Below are 17038 nucleotides of genomic sequence, written 5' to 3'. Positions count from 1 at the left end.
ATTCTGTTCAGCGGAGCACGGCGCCCAGCTCGGTTTCCAGGGCCTTCAGGATGGCGGCCACATCGGCGTCGGCCTCCTCGGCGGTGAGGGAGCGGTCATCGGCACGGAGGACCAGGCTGAAGGCCACCGATTTCTTGCCCTCGTCTACGCCCTTGCCGCGGTAGATATCAAAGAGGGTGACCTCCTTGAGCAGACCCTTGGCGCCCCGACGGATGGAATCTTCCAGCGCGCCTACGGTGACGGCCTCGTCGCACACCACGGCGATGTCACGGGTGACGGCGGGGAACTTGGGCAGAGGCACATACTGGGGATCGGCCCCCTTGGCGGCAAAGAGAGCGGGGAAGGAGAGCTCTGCACAGTAGAGCTCAGCGTCCACCCCGTAGTTCCGGGCGGTGAGGGGATGGATCTGACCCAGCACGCCCACCTCGCGGCCGTCCACCAGGACCCGGGCACAGCGTCCGGGATGGTAGGAGGGGTTATCCGACACGGCCTCATAGGTCACATGCTCGGCCCGGATCGAGGAGAGGAGGGAATCCACCGCACCCTTGAGGGTGTAGAAGTCCATTCCGCCGCCGTAGGCGCCCAGGGAGAGGACCTTGGGCTCGTCGGCCATGCCGTCCTCCCGCTGGAAGTAGACCCGGCCCAGCTCATACAGGCGGGCGGACTTGTTGCGGTAGTTGTAGTTGCGGGTCAGGATCTCCAGCATGGAGGGGAGAATGGTGGTGCGCATGATGGAGGTATCCTCGCCCAGGGGGTTGCAGATGCGCATGGAGGCACGGCGGGGATCGTCGGGCGCCCAGCGGATCTTGTCATAGTAGGTGGGGCTGATGAAGGAGTAGGTGATGATCTCGTCATAGCCCAAGCTGCGGCAGGTCTGGCCCAGGGAGCGCTCCAGCTCCTGCTCGGGGGAGTAGCCGCCCCGGGTGGTCTGACCCCGCATGAGGGTGGTGGGGATATTGTTGTAGCCGTGGAAACGGGCCACCTCTTCGGCCAGATCGGCCATAGCCTCCACATCGCCGCGCCAGGAGGGGACAGTGACCATGCCGTCCTCCACTCCAAAGTCCAGCTTCTTCAGGATGGAGACCATCTCCTCGCCGGAGATCTCGGTGCCCAGCAGGGCGTTGATCTTGTCGGGCTCCAGGGGGAGAACACGGGGGTGGGGCACATAGTTGAGGATGTCGATGACTCCGTCCAGCACTTCGCCGGCCCCCAGCAGCTCTACCAGCTCACAGGCACGGTCCACGGCGGGGAGGGTATTCATGGGGTCCAGGCCCTTTTCAAACTTGGCGCTGGCCTCGGTACGCATGCCCAGGGCCAGAGCGCCCTTGCGGATGCAGGTGCCGTCGAAATTGGCCGACTCGAACACCACGTCCACCGTGTCGGAGACGATCTCGCTGTTCTCACCGCCCATGATGCCGGCCAGGCCCACGGCGCGATGCTCGTCGGCGATGACCAGGTGATTGGCGTTGAGCTTGCGGACCTGTCCGTCCAGAGTGGTGAGCTCCTCGCCCTCGCTGGCCCGGCGGACGATGATCTTGCCGCCCTTCACATAGCGGTAGTCAAAGGCGTGCATGGGCTGGCCGTACTCCAGCATCACATAGTTGGTGATATCCACGATGTTGTTGATGGGGCGCACACCCATGGCGCGCAGCCGCTCCCGCATCCACTTGGGGGAGGGACCAATTTTCACATTGCGGACCATCCGGGCGGTGTAGCGGGGGCACAGGTCGGGATCGGGGGTCTCCACATCCAGCAGCTCGATCAGATTGCCGGGGCCGCCGCCCTTCACCACGGGGGTGTGGAGGCGCAGGGGCGCGCCGTAAGTGGCGGCAACCTCCCGGGCCAGGCCGATGACGCTGAGGCAGTCGGGGCGGTTGGGGGTGATCTCAAACTCCACCACCGAGTCGTCCAGACCGATGATACCCTTGATATCGTCGCCCGGCTTGCACTCCTCCCGGAGGATGAAGATGCCGTCGGGGATGCAGTGGGGGAACTCCGCCTGCTGCGCGTGGAGATCCTCCAGCGTGCAGATGGAGCCGGACTTGGTGTTGTAGGCCACCAGATCCGCCTCGTGGAGGTTGGGGCAGGCCGTCGTGGTGTCGGCGGTACCCTCGCCCAGATCCAGAAAGACGCGGAAGCTGCCGTCCGGCTGGGTCTCGCACGCCTGCACCTTGGCGCAGATCACCGGGCCAAAGACCTTGTGGCCGGCCTGGATGTCTGCCGGGATGGAGGGCTTGTCCGCATCCAGGGGATGGTAGTCGTTCAGGAGGGCAGCGGGGGTGATGGCGGCATAGGGGAAGTCCCGCTCCTCCAGACCCAGCTCAGACAGTCCGCAGAGCATGCCGTTGGAGACCACGCCGCGCAGCTTGCCCTTCTCGATCTTCACGCCGCCGGGCAGGGTGGACTTGTGCCGGGCCACGGGGACCAGGTCGCCCACATGGACGTTCCAGGCACCGGTGACGATCTGAACGGGCTCGGCCTCGCCCACGTCGATCTGGCAGACCCACATATGGTCGCTGTTTTCGTGGCGGGCCATGGACAGCACTTTGCCCACCATCACATTGGAGATCTCTGCGCCCAGGTTCTCGGTGGTCTCCACCTTGGAGCCGGACAGGGTCATGGCCTCTGCAAAATCATGATCGGAGGCGTCGACGGTGACAAACTCGCCGAGCCATTTACGAGATAGATTCATATCTTAAAACTCCCTTATCACATCAGGCTTTTCATCGTGGGGACGGCCTCTGACCGCCCCTGCGGCTGCGGAGGGCCGCCTTAGAACTGCTCCAGGAACCGCACGTCGTTTTCGAAGATGAGGCGCAGGTCGGCGATCTTGAAGCGGCGCATGGCGGTGCGCTCCAGCCCGATGCCGAAGGCCCAGCCGGAGTAGACCTCCGGGTCGATGCCGGCCATCTTCAGGACCTTGGGGTGGATCATACCGGCGCCCAGCATCTCGATCCAGCCCTCGCCCTTACAGGTGGGGCAGCCCACGCCGCCGCACTTGTGGCACTGCACGTCCATCTCACAGGAGGGCTCGGTGAAGGGGAAGTGGTGGGGACGGAAGCGGGTCTTGGTGCCCTTGCCGTAGAGCTGCTCCACTACCGTGTTGAGGGTGCCCTTCAGGTCGGCCATGGTAACGCCCTTGTCGATGACCATGCCCTCCACCTGGTGGAACATGGGGGAGTGGGTGGCGTCCACCTCGTCCTTGCGGTACACCCGGCCGGGGGCGATGATGCGGATGGGCAGCTCCATGGTCTCCATGGCGCGCACCTGCATGGGGGAGGTCTGAGAGCGGAGCATCACCCGGCTGTCCTGGTCAAAATAGAAGGTGTCCGACCAGTCGCGGGAGGGATGGCCCTCCTCGGCGTTGAGCTTGTCAAAGTTGTACTCGGCCAGCTCCACCTCGGGGCCGTCCAGCACGGTGAAGCCCATGCCCACAAAAATATCCTTGAGCTCGTCCAGGGCGATATACATGGGGTGGCGGTGGCCCAGATGGGGGGCCTTGCCGGGGATAGTCACATCCAGGGCCTCGGCGGCCAGACGCTGGTTGAGAGCCTCCTCCTCCAGGGCAGCCTGACGCTCCTCCAGGGCGGCGGTGAGGGCCTCACGGACCTCGTTGGCCATCTGGCCCACCACAGGACGCTCCTCGGCAGAGAGAGATCCCATCATCTTGAGCACGTTGGTGAGCTCACCCTTTTTTCCCAGGTACTTGACCCGCAGGGCATCCAGGTCCTGGGCGCTGCCGGCCTGGGCAAAGGCGGAGAGCGCCTCCTGGCGGATCTGTTCCAGCTTCTCTTTCATATCGTACGCTCCTTTAAGCATTTGTAGACTGTGAGGGGAAGGGCAGCAAAAAAGCCCTCCGCCCCAAGTTATGGGACGAAAGGCCAACCTTCCGCGGTACCACCCGCATTCCCGCGCACTGCGCGGGCACTCTGACCCCGGTAACGGAGGGAAACCGTCCCTGTCTCCAGGGCCGCTCCGGGGCGAACCAAACGGCGGGACGCCAACATCCGCTTTCAGCCGGTGACGGACGCTCTCTGATGGGTCGAAAACCGTTATTTTCCCCTTCTTTGCATGTAAGATAATATATAGCACGTTTTGGGCTCAATTGCAAGGAGAACTTCCCGCTTTTCCGAAAAAAGGCGAAAAAATCCCGCCGCACCAGCGGTACGGCGGGATGGAAACTTACATACCCTTGTGCAGGATGGGGGAGAGGGACTTGTAGATCAGGAAGCACAGGGCGGCGTCGATGAGGCCCTTGACCAGGGTGAAGGGGGCGTTGAACACGATCAGGCACTCCAGCAGACTGTTGACCGAGGGACGGATGGCCTGGTACATCCCCAGGATGGCGTCGATGGGCATGAAGTTGGAGTAGATGGGATAGGTCACATAGTAGTTGAGGGGGATGGAGAAGAGGGCCATGATGACCGAGCCGATCAGCACGCCGATGAGCGCGCCCTTGCGGGACTTCATCCGGCGGTAGAGGAGTCCGGCGGGGATCACGAAGCTGGCGCCCAGCAGGAAGTTGCACAGCTCACCAGCACCGGCGGTGGAGGTGATCATCAGGTGGATCAGGTTCTTCACCAGGCAGACCACCGTGCCGTAGACCGGGCCAAGGGCGAAAGCGGCCAGCAGAGCGGGCAGCTCAGAAATATCCATCTTTACAAAGCTGGGGATCAGGGGGACCGAGAAGTCCAGGAACATCAGCACAAAGGCGATGGCCGAGAGCATAGCGGTCACGGTGAGGGCGCGGACGCGGGTCAGGCTGCGGCGGGGAAAGACGCCGGCGGTGGTGTTCTGGGGGTTGGACATAAAAAACACTCCTTTTTGCTAGTAACACCTGAAAGCCTATGTCTTTCAGGTGTCAAACACAAAACAGGAGGTGCGTGTTTGGAAGTGGAGAACCACTTCCCAGCGGACACATCTTCTTTCATCCAGACTTCGCATCCAAAAGGATACGTCACTGTCGGTCCCGGAGTTACACCGGGTCTGCGCAAGCGCGCTCGCGGACTATACCGCCGATCGGGAATTTCACCCTGCCCTGAAGACATCACATTCAGTTGTTCTGTTTTTATTATAGCAGGACATCTCGAAAATGCAACCCCCAAAATGAGAGAAAGAAAAAGAAACTAATGTTCGATAAATAATTGACTTCCGCAGGGGGATATACTAAAATAACAGGCATGGAGATGGGAACAAGAGAGGATCCATCCGATGTCCGGCAGAAGGGAGAAGAAGAATGGACCGCGACACCACGTGTTGTTTTACCGGGCACCGGCCCGAGAAGCTGCCCTGGCGCAATCGGGAGGAGGACCCCCGCTGTCTCGCCCTCAAGGCCCGGATCGACCGGGAACTGGAGGCGGCGTATCGGGACGGATACCGCCACTTTATCTGCGGAATGGCCCAGGGAGCGGACTTCTATTTCTGCGAGGCGGCCCTTGCCCTGCGGGACCGGCGGGCAGGGGTTACGGTAGAGGCCGCCATCCCCTGCGAAGAGCAGTGCGCCCGCTGGAGCGAGGGGGCCAGAAACCGCTATTTTGACCTGGTGGGGCACTGCGACAAGGAGACCATGGTGCAGCGGCACTATGACAAGGGATGCATGCTCCGGCGCAACCGCTACATGGTGGACCGCTCTTCCCGCCTCATCGCCGTGTACGACGGGCTGCTGGGGGGGACCATGTATACCGTCTCCTACGCCATGAAGCAGGGGCTTAAAGTGGTCCTGCTGGACCCGGAGGAGCCGGAAGGATAGAGGGACCGCTCCAACGTTGGAAACAGCCTCCCGGAGAAAAAATATAGACCCGGCGTCTTTTGGGGCCAATTGGGCTCAAAAGACGCCGGGTTTTTCACGTTTTTTCGGGAGTTCCGTTTGGGACAAGTCCCGGAGCGACCCAAAACAGATTAGAACAGGTTGCCGTTCTCATCGAACTCCAGATCATAGGGCTCGGAGAGGATCTCGATGTTGGGGTTGGCCTTGGCCTGGGGCAGCAGGCCCTCGGAGATCTCGATATACTCGATGTGGGCGGTGTTGGGAATGCGGATCATCTTCATGTTGTTCTGATCCTCCGCATCCGGGCAGCAGCACAGGGCCAGCTGGAGGGCCTCCCGGTCGTTGTCCATGATCATGGGGATCTTCATCAGGTGGAGGAAGGTGTTGGTCACGCCGGTGGGATAGGTCATCTCCAGCTTCATCTTGTTGTAGAGACGGCGGGTGGTGACCTCAGCCAGACCGATGCCCTGGGCGTTGCCGTGGGTCTCGTCGGTCAGGTCCAGGATGACCACCTTCTCGGCCTCGATGCCGCCGGAGCAGTACTTGGGCTGGACGAAACGGCCGGAGACGTTGGGGTCCATGCCGTCGCCGGAGATGTTCTTGCCGATCTTATCCACCACCAGCACGTCGCACTTGTCAAAGAGGAGGTGGGCGATGGTCTGATAGGAGATCTCCTTGAGCTTGGGCTCCTCGGTGATGATCTCCTCGGGGCTCAGGCCCTGGATGAGGTAGGTCTCGTCATAGGCGTTCTCGATGATGGCGATACCGCCCAGGATGTTGCAGTTTTTCAGGATGGTCAGGCCGTACTCCTCCACCAGCTCGTGCATGATGGCGGGGCTCTGGTGGTGGATGTTCTCGGCGCCGTGCTGCTTGCCCAGACCGATGGCCATCATCTTCATCAGGCCGCTCTCGTACTTACCGCGGAAGGAGGTGTGGGGCTTGATGCGGTTGAAGAGAAGGATACCGTCGGCAGCGGCAGCGTGCTTGTCGATGCGCACGGGCAGATGACGCACGCCGGACAGACCGATCTCCACGGTGTCCATGCAGCTGACGATGGGGCAGCCCATGTTCTCCTCGGTGATGCCGTAGTCGGCCAGGATCTGGCGCTGACCCTCGGCGGTGGCGCCGCCGTGGCTGCCCATGGCGGCCACGATGAAGGGCTCGGCGCCCTTGGACTTGACAAAGTCCACCATGGCCCGGGCCATGACGGCATAGTGGTTGATGCCACGGCTGCCGCAGGTGATGGCGATGCGCATACCGGGCTGGATGCGGCTGGCGATGACATCCCGGGAGAGCTGCTCGGTCACGGTCTCAGCGATCTTGTCGGCGGGGATATGGCTCTCGTCATAGCGCTCGCGGATCTTGACCATCTTGGGAATGGGGACATTTTTGATGAGGTCGGTAATGGTTTCCATGGACGATTCCTCCTTAGTCATTACAATGTCTGACCGAATCCGGCGGAAAGGACCTTACAGGGACAAACCGATCTGGTCAAACTGCCGTTGATTCCGATATACAGAATGTATTTCCAATATAAAAAGACAAACCAAATTCAGACATAATACATGTTTATTATGACCCTTTCCGTGTGGATTGTCAAGAGAGAAAGGCCCCGCGCCGCCACTGGCGGCACGGGGCCCTGCGATACCGTTTACTGAGTTTCCAGGCGGATCTGTCCGTCCTGGGCGGTGGCGCGGATCTCGTAGAGAGGATGCAGATAGCTCTCGATGAGCTTGGTGGCAATGCCGTCCTCCAGATCCCGCTGGATCTGGCGGCGGAGGTTGCGGGCACCGTAGGTGAGGGAGTAGGACTTCTCCACCAGGTAATCCAGCAGGGACTCGTCCCAGGAGAAGGTGATGCCCTTCTCCCGCAGGTTGGTCTGGAGCTCGGTGAGCATGATGCTGGCAATGGCCTTGAAGTTCTCCTCAGAGAGCTTGTTGAAGTAGACGATCTCGTCCACGCGGTTGATGAACTCGGGGCGGAGGAAGGACTCCAGCGCCTTCATGACCCGCTCCCGGCCCTGCTCGTTGGCGGTGCGGCCAAAGCCCACGCTGCCGGCCGACTTGGTGTCGCTGCCCGCGTTGGAGGTCATGACGATGACGGTGTTCTCAAAGTTCACGTTCCGGCCCTGGGCGTCGGTGATGTGGCCGTCGTCCAGGATCTGGAGCAGGATGTTGAGCACGTCGGGGTGGGCCTTCTCGATCTCGTCGAAGAGGACCACACAGTAGGGCTTGCGGCGTACTTTCTCAGTGAGCTGTCCGGCCTCGTCGTAGCCCACATAGCCCGGGGGAGAGCCGATGATGCGGCTGACCGCGAACTTCTCCATGAACTCCGACATATCCAGGCGGATGAGAGACTCAGGAGAGTGGAACATGTCCATGGCCAGGCGCTTGACCAGCTCGGTCTTGCCCACGCCGGTGGAGCCCACGAAGAGGAAGGAGACCGGCTTGCGCTTGGAGGCGATGCCCACGCGGCCCCGGCGCACGGCAGCGGCCACAGCCTTTACCGCCTCGTCCTGGCCGATGATGTGTTCCTTGAGGCGGTCCTCCAGCTTGGCCAGGCGCTCATACTCGGCCTCCTGGATCTGGCTGGCCGGGATCTTGGTCCACAGCTCGATGACCCGGGCCAGATGCTCCACCGTGAGGGGCGGGGCGCTCTGGGCCTCCAGCTTGTGGAGCTCCTCCTCCAGCTGGAGCTGGCGGCTCTTCATCTCGGCCAGGCGCTCATACTGATTGCCGTCGGTCTCGGTGGAGAGGGAGATGTGGTCCTTGTTGAGGGCGGAGAGCTCCCGCTGGAGGCGGGCGGCCTCCCGCTCGTTGTCCCGCAGGCCGGCCTCCTGGTCGGGAGCGGCCGAGAGAGCGGCGTGCTCCTCATTGAGCTTGCCCAGCTGGCGGCGGAGCTCGGCCTGCTTCTGCTCGTTGGCCTTGAGGCTGTTCTGGCGCTTGTACTCCCGGTCGTTGGACTCGCTGACCATACGGTCCCGCTCCTTGGAGAGCTCATCCAGCTCCTTGCGGACCTGGGCCTCCCGGGCCAGATTGGTGTTGTGGAGGTTCACGTCGGAGCAGGCCTCGTCAATGAGGTCGATGGCCTTGTCGGGGAGGAAGCGGTCAGTGATGTACCGCTCGCTCATGGTGACGGCCAGGCGGCACATCTGGGGAGAGATGGAGACAAAGTGGTAGTTCTCATAGTAGGGGGCGATGCCCTCGATGATCTTCACCGCATCGTCAATGGAGGGCTCCTCCACGATGACGGGCTGGAAGCGGCGCTCCAGCGCGGTGTCCTTCTCGATGTGCTTGCGGTACTCGGTGAGCGTGGTGGCGCCGATGACCTGGATCTCGCCCCGGGAGAGAGCGGGCTTGAGGATGTTGGCGGCGTTCATGGAGCCCTCGGCATCACCCGCGCCCACGATGTTGTGGACCTCGTCGATGACCAGGATGATGTTGCCCAGCTTCTTGATTTCTTCAATGAGTCCCTTCATGCGGCTCTCGAACTGGCCGCGGAACTGGGTGCCCGCCACCAGGGCGGTCAGATCCAGGAGATAGACCTCCTTGTCCAGGAGCTTATAGGGGACCTGCCGGTTGTAGATACGCTGGGCCAGGCCCTCGGCGATGGCGGTCTTGCCCACGCCGGGCTCACCGATCAGGCAGGGGTTGTTCTTCTGCCGGCGGTTGAGGATCTGGATGGTGCGCTGGATCTCTTCCTCCCGGCCAATGATATTGTCCAGTTTGCCCTCGGCGGCCTTCTGGGTCAGAGAGATGCAGTAGTTCTCCAAAAACTTCCGCTTGGGGGGACGCTCTCCCTTGCCCTTTTCCTCCCGGTTGGGGCGGGGGCCGTCCATGGAGGGACCGCCCGGCTCCTCCTCCGAGCGGGGATTGGAGCCCGCGCCAAAGAGCTTATTGAGGAAGGGGAAGGTGGCGGTCTTGCCGTCCTCCTCGTCGTCCTCCTCGGATTCCGACGGGATGAGACCGGCCAGACTCTCGGGGGAGCCCATGGCGGTCATCATGTCGTTGGAGAGGCTCTCCAGATCCTCGTCGGTGATCCCCATTTTCTGCATCATATCCTGAAGCGGCTGAATGCCGATTTCCTTGGCGCATTTCAGACAGAGGCCCTCTGTCTTGGCCACGCCGTTCTCCATCTTCTGGATGAAGACGACGGCCACATTTTTATGACATCTGGAACAGAGTGTCGGCTGCATGGATGATTTCAACTCCTTTTCCGGCGCGGCTGGACCGCGCGCGGGAGGGCGGACAGAACGCCGCCCTCCAGTTTATTGATTCTAGCCCGAAATTATGAACTGCGTATGAATGTAGGAGAAACAAGTCCCGTTCCGGGCATCAGCTCTTCCGCCGGCCGGTGAGGGAGAGGTATTGCAGGAGATAGCTCACGAAGGCCAGGATGGTCAGGACCAGGGCCAGGGTGATCAGGCCGGTGGCCCAGGAGGAGGGAATGCCGGGGAAGAGGACTAGTGCGGCACACACCACAAAGAACACGCCGGTGGAGACCTTTCCCAGCCAGTTGGAGGGGATCACGTCCTCTGTCTTATGGTACATGGACAGGGCTCCCACGCCCATGGCGGCCTCCTTCAGGAAGAAGACCACCACAGCCCAGAGGGGGATGATGCCCGCGGCGGTGATACAGACAATGACCGTAAAGGTCATCAGCTTGTCCGCCAGAGGGTCCAGGATACGGCCCAGACGGGTGACCTGGTGGAAATGGCGGGCGATCCAGCCGTCGGCGATATCGGTAACAAAGGCCAGGGCGTACACTCCGGCAGCCCAGCTGCGGGCGGACGGGTCGGGCAGGAAAAAGACCGCCGCAAAGACCGGCACCATGGCCAGGCGGAGCAGTGAGAGCAGATTTGGTACATTCATACGGATTTACCTCCCAATGGGTGTGAAGCGCCTCATACCGCCAGATCCGTCAGGGCAGTAAGGGGATTGTGCTCCACCAGAGCGCGCAGGAGGGTGGTCTGGGCCACCGTCTCCTCCGGAACAAAATGGCCAAGAGACTGGAGCAGCCAGGTGACCAGAAAGAGCACCAGCAGGGCCTTGACCAGCCCGATGGCGGCACCGCCGGTCTTGTTGAGAAAGTGCAGTCCCGGTAGGCGGGCCACCAGATTGAGTGCCCGGCTCAGCCAGCCCCAGAGGGCCAGGATCAGAGTGAAGGACACCAGGAAGATGATGCGGTAGGCGATGGACTGGGCCATGGCGGCCCCTGCGCTGGCGGCGGCCGAGACCGCCCCGTTCATACCCTCCTCCACGGTGTGCTGGAGGGAGTCCACCAGATTCTCATAGAGCCCCAGATCCTTGAGGACGGAGAGCACGTCGGAGAGGGGGTCCTCGCCGGCGGAGACCTCCTCTGCCGGCGGAGGAGCGGAGAGCCCCTCCTCCAGCCGCTCTTCGATGAGCTGGGAGATCTTAGGCTCGAGAGCCTGGCCTACGGCGGGAGAGAGGGTGCGGGCAGCAATCCCCGCTCCGGCGAAGGCTACCAGCACCGCCAGCAGCCCGCACAGGGAGAGGACCAGACCCTTGCGCCATCCCTTCCAGATAAACAGGGCAGCGACCGCTGCCACGATCAGATCAAGCAGATAGGGCATGGAAAAAACCTCCTCAGTTAGGAACATAGAGATGGGCCGTGTCGGCGTTCATGAGCATGGTAGAGCCGTCGGAGCGCTGGATGACCCGCCGGGCGCCCTGGGTGGTCTCCAGAGACCGGTAGAGGGTGAGATCCGGGGTGTACAGATCCAGCCGTCCCGCCGAGAGCACCGCAATGTAATTGCCGGCGGCCGAGAGAGAAAAGACCTGGTCATGGAGGGAAGAGGATGCCTTGACCTGGCCGGTATGGTCCAGCACGATGAGGTCGGCGGCGCTTCCGGCCCGGTACTTGCCCAGCAGGAGAACGGCATAGCCTTCCCCGTTCAGGGAAAAGCCCTTGAGGTATTGGCCGGAATAGTCGTAGCTCCCCTTATTCTCTCCACTGGGAGAGACCAGGGTGAAGGAGGACTGTCCCAGGACCCAGATTCCGTCCGATTTCCAGGCCAGATCCAGGGGAACGTCATTGCCCAGAGAGCAGGTGTGATCGGGAGAGACGTCCTCCTCGGTCCGGGAGAGCTGATAGAGCTCCAGCGTGCTCTCAAAGGTGCTCCCGTTCACGCCCAGGGTGACCAGAGCCACCGACTTGCCGTCCGGAGAGAGGGTCGCGTCACTCACGAAGCGGCTGGAGAGCTTGATGCGCATGATGGGCTGAAAATCCTGTCCATAGACCGTCACGGTGCCCTTGTATCCGCTCTCCTGGGCGACTACCACCAGGGAACCCTCCTGGTTGAGGCGGGCCGAGAGAAGAGACTCGTCCTCCTTGAGGGAGAGGGAAAAGACCTGCTCCTTTCCGGAAAAGACAAAGAGATCCTGTCCGCCCGCGTCGTAGACCACGGCGCTGTGCTCGGTGCTGTGGATGACCGGGTGCTCCATGGAGATCGTCTGGTCCACATAGAGGGTTCCGCTGCCGGAATAGAGACGGATGGAGGCGGTAGAGCATACCAGCAGCCCGTCGTCCAGGGTGGCAAAGCTGCTGGCGCTTCCGCCGTCGTAGGAAAAGGACTCGGCCTGGCCGCTGTCGCTGCGCTCCAGAGAGCGGTAGTTGAACCAGCGGCGCACCCCGTCCAGATTCAGCTTGTCCCGGTTGGCCACCAGGGCCACCGCCCCGGCCATCAGGGCCAGAGTCACCAAAAAGGCCAGCAGACGCAGCAGGCGGCTGGGGCGTTTTTTGGGTGGGGTTGGCTTTGGTTGCAGCAGTTCCATAGATTGCCTCCTGTTAGGCTCAGCGGAAGGGAACGACCTGTCCCAGGGTGTCCTCCGGATACCAGAGACGGGTCATGTAGAGCCCGCCCGGCGGGACAGTGGGACCCGCCGCCGTGCGGTTGCGGGACTCCAACAGACGGGGGATATCGTCGGGGGAGAGTTTTCCCTCGGCGGCATAGACGCAGGTGCCCACCAGGGCCCGCACCATATTGTAGAGAAAACCGTTGGCGCAGACCCGGCAGGTGATGAGGTCCCCCGCCCGGGTGATGTCAAAGTAGTGGATGGTGCGCACCGTGGACTGGACCTCGGTGCCCACCGACTGGACGGCGGCAAAGTCGTGGGTACCCACAAACTGGCTGGCCGCCGCCTGCATCACCTTCTCGTCCAGGGGCTTGGGATAGAACCAGGCCCGGTCCACGAAGAAGGCGTTGCGGATGCGGGAGTTGTAGATGCGGTAGGTGTACTCCTTTTTCAGACAGGAGCCGATGGCGTTGAAGGAGTCGGGCACCTCGGCGGCCCGGACCACCACGATGTCGTCGGGCAGGCGGGTGTTCACCGCCAGGGGGAGCCGCTCACAGGGGATGGAAGAGGTGGTGTGGAAATTGGCCACATAGGTCTCGGCGTGGACCCCGGCATCGGTGCGTCCGGCGCCGGTACACTTGACCGGGTGGCAGACCACGGTGGACAGGGCCTTTTCCAGGGTTTCAGCCACGGTGGTGACCGTCTTCTGCACCTGCCAGCCGTGATAGGCGGTGCCCACATACATCAGTTGCAGCGCGATATTTCTCATAGCAGATCTCATTCACCTTGAAAGTTGATAAGGCCGGAGAATGGGATTCTCCGGCCTGGGAATATTACAGGCCGAAGTGCCGCAGGACGGACACGGCGGCCACCAGGGCGACGCCCAGGACCAGAGCGGCGCAGTCGGCGCGCTGGAAATGGAGCTGACGCATCCGGGTACGGCCCTCTCCGCCATGGTAACAGCGGCACTCCATGGCCACCGCCAGCTCATCGGCCCGCCGGAAGGCGGAGATGAACAGGGGCACCAGCAGAGGCACCAGGGCCTGGGCCTTCTGGATCAGATTGCCCGAGTCAAAGTCGGCGCCTCTGGCCCGTTGGGCCGACATGATTTTGTCGGTCTCCTCGATGAGGGTGGGGATGAAGCGCAGGGCAATGGACATCATCATGGCCAGCTCATGGACGGGGAAGCGCAGGTGCTTGAGGGGGGAGAGCAGCTTTTCCAGTCCGTCGGTGAGCAGGATGGGGGAGGTGGTATAGGTGAGCAGGAAGGTGCAGGTGATGAGCAGGGTGATACGCAGCACCATAAAGACGGCCGCCCAGATGCCCTCGACGGTGATGCGGAGGAAGCCCCAGCGCCACAGCTCCTGCCCGGGGGTGTAGAAGAGGTTGAGCACCGCCGTCAGGATGACGATGATGAGCACCGGACGCATCCCGCGGACGATGGATTTGAGGCCCACGTGGGAGATAGCCACGGCCCCTGCCAGTACGGCGATGACCAGGGCATAGGAGACCACCTGCTTGCACAGGAAGAGGGCCACGATGTAGAGGGTGGTCAGCAGGATCTTGGTGCGGGGGTCCATCCGGTGGAGGATGGTGTGACCGGGAAAGTACTGTCCCAGGGTGATGTCTTTCAGAGCCATATCAGACCGCCCCCTTTCTCTTGAGCGCATCCAGCAGGACCTGGCGTGCCTGAGCGATGGTGTAGACCGAGGGGTCGATGTCCACGCCCATGGAGCGCAGGCGGTGGAAGACCCGGGTCATCTGGGGCACGCCCAGACCCATGGCCTCCAGCTCCTCCCCATGGCGGAAGACCTCCCGGGGGGGACCCTCAAAGGGAATGGTCCCGTCGTTGACCACCACCAGGCGGTCCACTGTCCGGGCTACCTCCTCCATAGAGTGGGAGACCAGAATGATGGTGGCGTTGTTGGCCTCGTGGTAATCTCGGATGTTCTGGAGGATCTGCTCCACACCCACCGGGTCCAGCCCGGCGGTGGGCTCGTCCAGAATGAGGACCTTGGGCTCCATGGCGATGACGCCGGCGATGGCCACCCGGCGCTTCTGACCGCCGGAGAGTTCAAAGGGGGAGCGCTCCAGCAGTTCATCCCGCAGACCCACGAAATGGGCGGCCTCCCGGACCCGGCGGTCGATCTCCTCCTCGGGCAGTCCCATGTTCCGGGGACCGAAGGAGATGTCCTTGTAGATGGTCTCCTCAAAGAGCTGGTACTCGGGATACTGGAACACCAGACCCACCTGGAAGCGGGTCTGACGGGTGCGCTCCTTGGTCTCCCAGATGTCCTTTCCCTCAAAGAGGACTTGCCCGCCGGTGGGCTTGAGCAGACCGTTGAGGTGCTGGATGAGGGTGGATTTTCCCGACCCGGTGTGGCCGATGATCCCCAGGTACTCCCCGGGGTAGGCGGCAAACTCCACGTCCAGCAGGGCAGCCCGCTCAAAGGGCGTACCCTGGGAGTAGACGTGAGAGAGCTGATGTGTCTGAAGAATGGGTTCCAAATAACTTCATTCCTTTGCGAAAGTGGTGCATCTCCCCGGAGGGATGACGCCCGAAGAAGTGGCGGAGGCTCTCGCGCCTCAGCGGAAGAGTTGGTAGAGGGCCTGAGCGCACTCCTCGTCGCTCAGGGCGTCCAGGGGCACGTCCAGCCCGTCCTGCCGGAGCTGCCAGAGCAGCTCGGTGGTCTCGGGGACGGTGAGGCCCAGGGCCTTGAGCTCCTCCACCCGCTGAAAGACCTCCCGGGGAGCGCCGTCAGCCACCACCTGGCCCTTGGACATGACCACCAGACGGTCGGCCAGGGCGGCCTCGTCCATGTGGTGGGTGATGAGGACTACAGTGACCCCGGAGAGACGATTGAGCTTCTGTATGGTCTCCAGGACCTCCCGGCGGCCCACCGGGTCCAGCATGGCGGTGGGTTCGTCCAGCACAATGCAGCGGGGAGCCATGGCGATGACGCCGGCGATGGCGACTCGCTGCTTCTGTCCGCCCGAGAGAAGGTGGGGGGCGTGCTCCCGGAACTCATACATGCCCACGGCCTTGAGGGCCTCGTCCACCCGGCGGCGGATCTCAGCAGGGGGGACCCCCAGGTTTTCCGGGGCGAAGGCCACGTCTTCCTCTACCACATTGGCGACAATCTGGTTGTCCGGATTCTGGAAGACCATGCCCACGGTGCGGCGGATGTCCAGCAGGAGGGACTCGTCAGCGGTGTCCATGCCCGCCACATAGACCGCCCCGCCGCTGGGGAGGAGGATGGCGTTGAGGTGCTTGGCCAGGGTGGATTTGCCCGAACCGTTGTGCCCCAGGACCGCCACGAAGGAGCCCTCCTCAATGGAGAGGTTCACTCCGTTGAGCACCGAGGGGGAGGCACCCTCCGCCCCGGTGTAGGAAAAGTGCAGATCTCTGATTTCAATGATGGCGTTGCTCATAGTCGATATCCTCAAATCTCAGAAGGGTGGGTCCCTCAGCGGTCGGCCAGCCAGCGTCCGGTGGCGCCGCAGGGGAGGGCCAGCCCGGTCTCACGGACCCGCAGGCCCAGCTCCTGGCTGTCGGTGTGGCCTCCGTGTTTGGAGGAGACGATGGTCTCCAGGATGTAAGTGAGCACCGAGGGGGCAAGGCCGGTGGTGTAGGAGTTGATGATGACAAAGAGGGGGTTGTCCGAGAGGACGCCCGAGACCAGCTCCACAAAGGGATAGAGATTCTCCTCCAGCTTCCAGATCTCACCGGAGGGGCCCCGGCCATAGGAGGGAGGGTCCATGATAATGGCGTCATACCGCCGGCCCCGGCGGATCTCCCGCTCCACGAACTTGCCGCAGTCGTCGATGATCCAGCGGATGGGGGCATCCTCCAGCCCGGAGGAGCGGGCATTCTCTCTGGCCCAGCTCACCATGCCCTTGGCCGCGTCCACGTGGCAGACCGAAGCCCCCGCCGCGGCACAGGCCACGGTAGCTCCGCCGGTATAGGCAAAGAGGTTGAGCACCTGGATGGGACGGTTGGCTCGGCGGATCTGCTCCCGGGCCCAGTCCCAGTTGGCGGCCTGCTCAGGGAAGAGGCCGGTGTGCTTGAAATTCATGGGTTTAATATTAAAGGTGAGGTCCCGGTAGTCCACCGTCCAGCGTTCGGGCAGATCCTTCTTCTCCCAGGCGCCCCCGCCGGTGGAGGAGCGGGCATAGCGGGCCTCGTGCTTCTTCCAGCCGGGATGTCTCCGGGGCGTATTCCAGATGGCCTGGGGGTCGGGGCGGACCAGGAGATGCTTCCCCCAGCGTTCCAGTTTTTCCCCACGGCCGCAGTCAATCAGTTCATAGTCTTTCCAGGCGTCGGAAATCCACATAGTGCATTCGCTCCATCTATCAATCTCATCCATCGCAGGGCGATGGAAATGGTACAATCAGGTTATTATATCACCTGGCCCCGGCCAGCGTCAAATAGAATAGGATTGTATTGCCCGCA

14 protein-coding genes and 1 riboswitch are annotated in these 17038 nt (G+C 62.4%); of the genes, 1 reads left to right on the top strand and 13 read right to left on the bottom strand.

Annotated elements, in window-relative coordinates:
* Positions 1–7: 7 nt before the first annotated feature.
* From pheT to INF37_RS07795, 3 genes are all read right to left on the bottom strand, one after another.
* Entirely contained in the window at positions 8–2692 is a 2685-nt protein-coding gene (pheT, locus tag INF37_RS07805; RefSeq protein WP_193537544.1) for a phenylalanine--tRNA ligase subunit beta, read from the bottom strand.
* An 80-nt stretch (positions 2693–2772) separates the two neighbouring features.
* Entirely contained in the window at positions 2773–3798 is a 1026-nt protein-coding gene (gene pheS, locus INF37_RS07800) for a phenylalanine--tRNA ligase subunit alpha (protein WP_193537542.1), read from the bottom strand.
* Between the two features lie 384 nt (positions 3799–4182).
* Positions 4183–4809 carry an ECF transporter S component gene (locus INF37_RS07795; protein ID WP_101693418.1) on the bottom strand — a complete coding sequence of 209 codons (627 nt, stop codon included), beginning with the start codon at positions 4807–4809 and terminating at the stop codon, positions 4183–4185.
* A 106-nt stretch (positions 4810–4915) separates the two neighbouring features.
* Positions 4916–5050: riboswitch (FMN riboswitch) on the bottom strand.
* 186 nt (positions 5051–5236) lie between these two features.
* Between INF37_RS07795 and INF37_RS07790 the strand changes: the two genes are divergently transcribed.
* A complete protein-coding gene (locus tag INF37_RS07790; RefSeq protein WP_101693417.1) occupies positions 5237–5749 on the top strand; it encodes an SLOG family protein in 513 nt (170 codons plus the stop codon).
* 149 nt (positions 5750–5898) lie between these two features.
* Here the strand turns inward: INF37_RS07790 and INF37_RS07785 are convergent, their stop codons facing one another.
* From INF37_RS07785 to INF37_RS07740, 10 genes are all read right to left on the bottom strand, one after another.
* Entirely contained in the window at positions 5899–7182 is a 1284-nt protein-coding gene (locus INF37_RS07785; protein WP_101693416.1) for a nickel pincer cofactor-dependent isomerase, group 22, read from the bottom strand.
* A gap of 236 nt (positions 7183–7418) precedes the next feature.
* The gene (locus INF37_RS07780) at positions 7419–9962 is read right to left on the bottom strand and encodes an ATP-dependent Clp protease ATP-binding subunit (RefSeq protein WP_101693415.1); all 2544 of its coding nucleotides are present in this window, start codon (positions 9960–9962) and stop codon (positions 7419–7421) included.
* A gap of 139 nt (positions 9963–10101) precedes the next feature.
* Positions 10102–10638 carry a CDP-diacylglycerol--glycerol-3-phosphate 3-phosphatidyltransferase gene (gene pgsA, locus INF37_RS07775; protein WP_101693414.1) on the bottom strand — a complete coding sequence of 179 codons (537 nt, stop codon included), beginning with the start codon at positions 10636–10638 and terminating at the stop codon, positions 10102–10104.
* A gap of 32 nt (positions 10639–10670) precedes the next feature.
* Positions 10671–11363, bottom strand: coding sequence for a CvpA family protein (locus tag INF37_RS07770; RefSeq protein WP_101693413.1), 693 nt, complete (start codon positions 11361–11363; stop codon positions 10671–10673).
* A gap of 13 nt (positions 11364–11376) precedes the next feature.
* Positions 11377–12564: a DUF5711 family protein gene (locus tag INF37_RS07765; RefSeq protein WP_186962760.1), complete on the bottom strand. Its 1188-nt coding sequence runs from the start codon at positions 12562–12564 to the stop codon at positions 11377–11379.
* Between the two features lie 19 nt (positions 12565–12583).
* Positions 12584–13354 (bottom strand): tRNA pseudouridine(38-40) synthase TruA, encoded by a 771-nt coding sequence (truA, locus tag INF37_RS07760; protein WP_101693411.1) that lies wholly within the window; start codon positions 13352–13354, stop codon positions 12584–12586.
* A gap of 64 nt (positions 13355–13418) precedes the next feature.
* Complete coding sequence (locus INF37_RS07755) at positions 13419–14225, bottom strand: energy-coupling factor transporter transmembrane component T family protein (RefSeq protein WP_101693410.1); 807 nt, start codon at positions 14223–14225, stop codon at positions 13419–13421.
* A gap of 1 nt (position 14226) precedes the next feature.
* Positions 14227–15093: an energy-coupling factor transporter ATPase gene (locus tag INF37_RS07750; protein ID WP_186962759.1), complete on the bottom strand. Its 867-nt coding sequence runs from the start codon at positions 15091–15093 to the stop codon at positions 14227–14229.
* Positions 15094–15171: 78 nt separating this feature from the next.
* The gene (locus INF37_RS07745) at positions 15172–16017 is read right to left on the bottom strand and encodes an energy-coupling factor transporter ATPase (protein WP_193537540.1); all 846 of its coding nucleotides are present in this window, start codon (positions 16015–16017) and stop codon (positions 15172–15174) included.
* Positions 16018–16052: 35 nt separating this feature from the next.
* Positions 16053–16919, bottom strand: coding sequence for a class I SAM-dependent methyltransferase (locus tag INF37_RS07740; RefSeq protein WP_193537538.1), 867 nt, complete (start codon positions 16917–16919; stop codon positions 16053–16055).
* Positions 16920–17038: the final 119 nt, after the last annotated feature.

This window comes from Pseudoflavonifractor gallinarum (assembly GCF_014982855.1).
GTDB lineage: Bacteria > Bacillota > Clostridia > Oscillospirales > Oscillospiraceae > Pseudoflavonifractor_A > Pseudoflavonifractor_A gallinarum.
The sequence above is the reverse complement of the archived record's forward strand: the minus strand, read 5'-3'. Positions and strand labels throughout refer to the sequence as shown.

What these genes read in the sequence shown, in the direction of transcription:
- pheT (WP_193537544.1), bottom strand. Translation starts at nt 2,692, where the DNA reads ATGAATCTATCTCGTAAATGGCTCGGCGAGTTTGTCACCGTCGACGCC.
- pheS (WP_193537542.1), bottom strand. Translation starts at nt 3,798, where the DNA reads ATGAAAGAGAAGCTGGAACAGATCCGCCAGGAGGCGCTCTCCGCCTTT.
- INF37_RS07795 (WP_101693418.1), bottom strand. Translation starts at nt 4,809, where the DNA reads ATGTCCAACCCCCAGAACACCACCGCCGGCGTCTTTCCCCGCCGCAGC.
- INF37_RS07790 (WP_101693417.1), top strand. Translation starts at nt 5,237, where the DNA reads ATGGACCGCGACACCACGTGTTGTTTTACCGGGCACCGGCCCGAGAAG.
- INF37_RS07785 (WP_101693416.1), bottom strand. Translation starts at nt 7,182, where the DNA reads ATGGAAACCATTACCGACCTCATCAAAAATGTCCCCATTCCCAAGATG.
- INF37_RS07780 (WP_101693415.1), bottom strand. Translation starts at nt 9,962, where the DNA reads ATGCAGCCGACACTCTGTTCCAGATGTCATAAAAATGTGGCCGTCGTC.
- pgsA (WP_101693414.1), bottom strand. Translation starts at nt 10,638, where the DNA reads ATGAATGTACCAAATCTGCTCTCACTGCTCCGCCTGGCCATGGTGCCG.
- INF37_RS07770 (WP_101693413.1), bottom strand. Translation starts at nt 11,363, where the DNA reads ATGCCCTATCTGCTTGATCTGATCGTGGCAGCGGTCGCTGCCCTGTTT.
- INF37_RS07765 (WP_186962760.1), bottom strand. Translation starts at nt 12,564, where the DNA reads ATGGAACTGCTGCAACCAAAGCCAACCCCACCCAAAAAACGCCCCAGC.
- truA (WP_101693411.1), bottom strand. Translation starts at nt 13,354, where the DNA reads ATGAGAAATATCGCGCTGCAACTGATGTATGTGGGCACCGCCTATCAC.
- INF37_RS07755 (WP_101693410.1), bottom strand. Translation starts at nt 14,225, where the DNA reads ATGGCTCTGAAAGACATCACCCTGGGACAGTACTTTCCCGGTCACACC.
- INF37_RS07745 (WP_193537540.1), bottom strand. Translation starts at nt 16,017, where the DNA reads ATGAGCAACGCCATCATTGAAATCAGAGATCTGCACTTTTCCTACACC.
- INF37_RS07740 (WP_193537538.1), bottom strand. Translation starts at nt 16,919, where the DNA reads ATGTGGATTTCCGACGCCTGGAAAGACTATGAACTGATTGACTGCGGC.